Source organism: Kitasatospora sp. NPDC056531, from assembly GCF_042794375.1.
In the GTDB taxonomy this organism is placed as follows: Bacteria; Actinomycetota; Actinomycetes; order Streptomycetales; family Streptomycetaceae; genus Kitasatospora.
Window position 1 is genome coordinate 7,176 of record NZ_JBHTTU010000045.1, and the last position, 2,616, is coordinate 9,791.

The 2,616-nt window shown below is 71.9% G+C and carries 3 protein-coding genes; 1 reads left to right on the top strand and 2 read right to left on the bottom strand.

Annotated features, from left to right (window positions below; all coding sequences use genetic code 11):
• Nucleotides 1-101: 101 nt before the first annotated feature.
• Both ACFQ87_RS29605 and ACFQ87_RS29610 read right to left on the bottom strand, forming a co-directional pair.
• The gene (locus ACFQ87_RS29605; protein WP_380613907.1) at nucleotides 102-527 is read right to left on the bottom strand and encodes a DUF3017 domain-containing protein; all 426 of its coding nucleotides are present in this window, start codon (nucleotides 525-527) and stop codon (nucleotides 102-104) included.
• Between the two features lie 19 nt (nucleotides 528-546).
• Nucleotides 547-1,401, bottom strand: a complete 855-nt coding sequence (locus ACFQ87_RS29610; protein ID WP_380613908.1) for a bifunctional methylenetetrahydrofolate dehydrogenase/methenyltetrahydrofolate cyclohydrolase — start codon at nucleotides 1,399-1,401, stop codon at nucleotides 547-549.
• 479 nt (nucleotides 1,402-1,880) lie between these two features.
• Here ACFQ87_RS29610 and ACFQ87_RS29615 point away from each other — a divergent pair, with 479 nt between their 5' ends.
• On the top strand, nucleotides 1,881-2,498 hold the full coding sequence (locus tag ACFQ87_RS29615) for a hypothetical protein (RefSeq protein WP_380613909.1): 618 nt from the start codon (nucleotides 1,881-1,883) through the stop codon (nucleotides 2,496-2,498).
• Nucleotides 2,499-2,616 lie beyond the last annotated feature (118 nt).

Genomic DNA, 2,616 nt, shown 5'->3' on the forward strand with positions numbered 1-2,616 from the left:
TTCGTAGAGTCCGCGGAACACAACGTCTCCTACTCATCCCCCATCCCTTTGTCCCGCCCCTGCCACGGCCTCCCCGGCCTGTCCAACGCCGCGGAGACGGCTCAGTGCTTGGGCCGACCGATCAGCTGGCCGATGTTGTCGAGCAGCGGGAACTCCAGCCACGGGTTCGGCTGCGCCACCAGGGTCAGCAGCACGATCGAGGCGCCCAGGAAGGTCAGCACGATCACGTCGGTGAAGCGGCTGCGCACCGCCAGCATCCCGACCTCGGGCAGCACCAGCCGCAGCACCGCGCCGAGCAGCACCCCGGCGCCGAGGATCAGCAGCCCGTACTTGAAGCCGTCCTTGAAGTCGGCGAACCAGGTGACCGCGAGGCCGGCGCCGACCACCGACAGGACCAGCGTTATCGGCCACTGCCGCACCGGCAGGGCGTGGTCGCGCCCGAGGGCCGGGGCCGCGCCCTCGGGCGGCATGGTGCCGGTGGTCTTGACCGGCCTGCGCCGGGACCGCGCCGGTCGCGGTTCAGTCATGCTCGTCGTCCCTCGGGGGTCAGATGCCGGCGCGGCGCTCGGCCGCCTCGACGATGTTGTTGAGCAGCATCGCGCGGGTCATCGGGCCCACGCCGCCGGGGTTCGGGGAGATCCAGCCGGCCACCTCGGCCACGCCCGGGTGCACGTCACCGACGATCTTGCCCTCGCTGCGGCTGACGCCCACGTCCAGCACCGCCGCGCCGGGCTTGACGTCCTCCGGCTTGACCAGGTGCGGCACGCCCGCGGCGGCCACGATGATGTCGGCCTTGCGCAGGTGCGCGCCGAGGTCACGGGTACCGGTGTGGCACAGGGTCACGGTGGCGTTCTCGCTGCGGCGGGTCAGCAGCAGGCCGATCGAGCGGCCGACGGTGATGCCGCGGCCGACCACGACCACCTCGGCGCCGTTGATCTCGACGTCGTGGCGGCGCAGCAGCTCGACGATGCCCAGCGGGGTGCACGGCAGCGGGCCGTCGATGCCCAGGGCGAGCCGGCCCAGCGAGGTCGGGTGCAGGCCGTCGGCGTCCTTGTCCGGGTCCATCAGCTCCAGGACCGGGTTCTGGTCCAGGCCCTTGGGCAGCGGCAGCTGGACGATGTAGCCGGTGCAGGCCGGGTCGGCGTTGAGCTCGCGGACGACGTTCTCGACGTCCTCCTGGGTGGCGGTGGCGGGCAGCTCGCGCTGGATCGAGGCGATGCCGACCTCGGCGCAGTCCTTGTGCTTCCCGTTGACGTACCAGCGGCTGCCCGGGTCGTCGCCGACCAGGACGGTGCCGAGGCCGGGCGTGACGCCCTTCGCCTTGAGGGCCGCCACGCGGGCGGCGAGTTCGGACTTGATCGCGGACGCGGTGGCCTTGCCATCGAGAATCTGGGCAGTCATGACCCCATTCTCCCGGATCGCGACCGGGCTCCGTACCCGGGCCGCTCCCGCGACCGGACGGGCACGGAAGGTCCGCCCCGTATTGCGGTTGCGCCACAGTCTTGGCCCGGCACCCGGAACCGGCTGGACACGGTACTGCCGTCCGGATGACGATATGTGGGCATCCCCTGCCGCGGCGCGGCCCGGTGACGGGCCGACGGATCCCGTGGCGGGGGCGTACCCGGGGGAAAGAGCCAGTGATCCGACCACAGCAGACCGAGCGGCCCGACCGCCGCGGCACCGTCCTCACCGCGCCGCGCCCGTCCAGGCCCGTGCTCGCCCGTTCCTCATCACCCTGCTGAGCCGGCCGCGCCCGTCGCCGCAGCCGGGCTGTCACTGCGCTCCGATACCGTCCCGTTCCGTCGTCGACCCGACTCGCCGACCGCAACCGGGTCCTCCGCCGTCCCGTCCCCGCGTCCCGTAACTGCCCGGAGGCATCGATGAGTTACCCGCCCGACCCGAACAACCCGTACGGCCAGCCGCCGGCCGCGCCGGGCTACGGCTACCCGCAGCAGGCCCCGCCGGCCGCGCCGGGCTACGGCTACCCGCAGCAGGCCCCGATGGCCGCGCCGGGCTACGGCTACGCGCCGGCCGTGCCGCAGTCCATGCCGGGCCTGGTGACGACCGCCCGGGTGCTGCTGTTCATCGTCGGCGGCGTGCAGACGATCCTCGCGATCATCTACGTGATCATCGGGGCGGCCGCCAAGGACGCCACCAACACCCTCAAGCACACGACCAGCGACAACCCGTTCACCGCGATGGGCGACGCCGCCGCCGGTGTCCTGATCGTGATCGCCGTCGTGTTCGGGCTGTTCGCCGCGCTCTCCATCACGCTCGGCGCCAAGTTCGGCAAGGGCGGCAACTCCGTCCGGGTGACCACCATCGTGTACGGCTGCTTCGGCGGCCTGGTCGGCCTGCTGATCCTGCTGGGCGCCATCAGCGCCGGCACCGCGGTGGGCCTGGTGATGGCCTTCCTGTGGCTGGCGATCAGCATCATCTGGATCACCGCCATGTGCGTCCGAGACGGCGTCAGCTGGTTCAACCGGCCGCGTTACTGACCGAACGGCACGGACCACGGCGAAGCGGGCCGGCTTCCCCCCCCGCAGCAGAAAAGCAGATTTTTCCTCCCCCCCTCTTCCTTCCTCCCCCCGACTCCACTGGAAGAGTGGCGTGCGC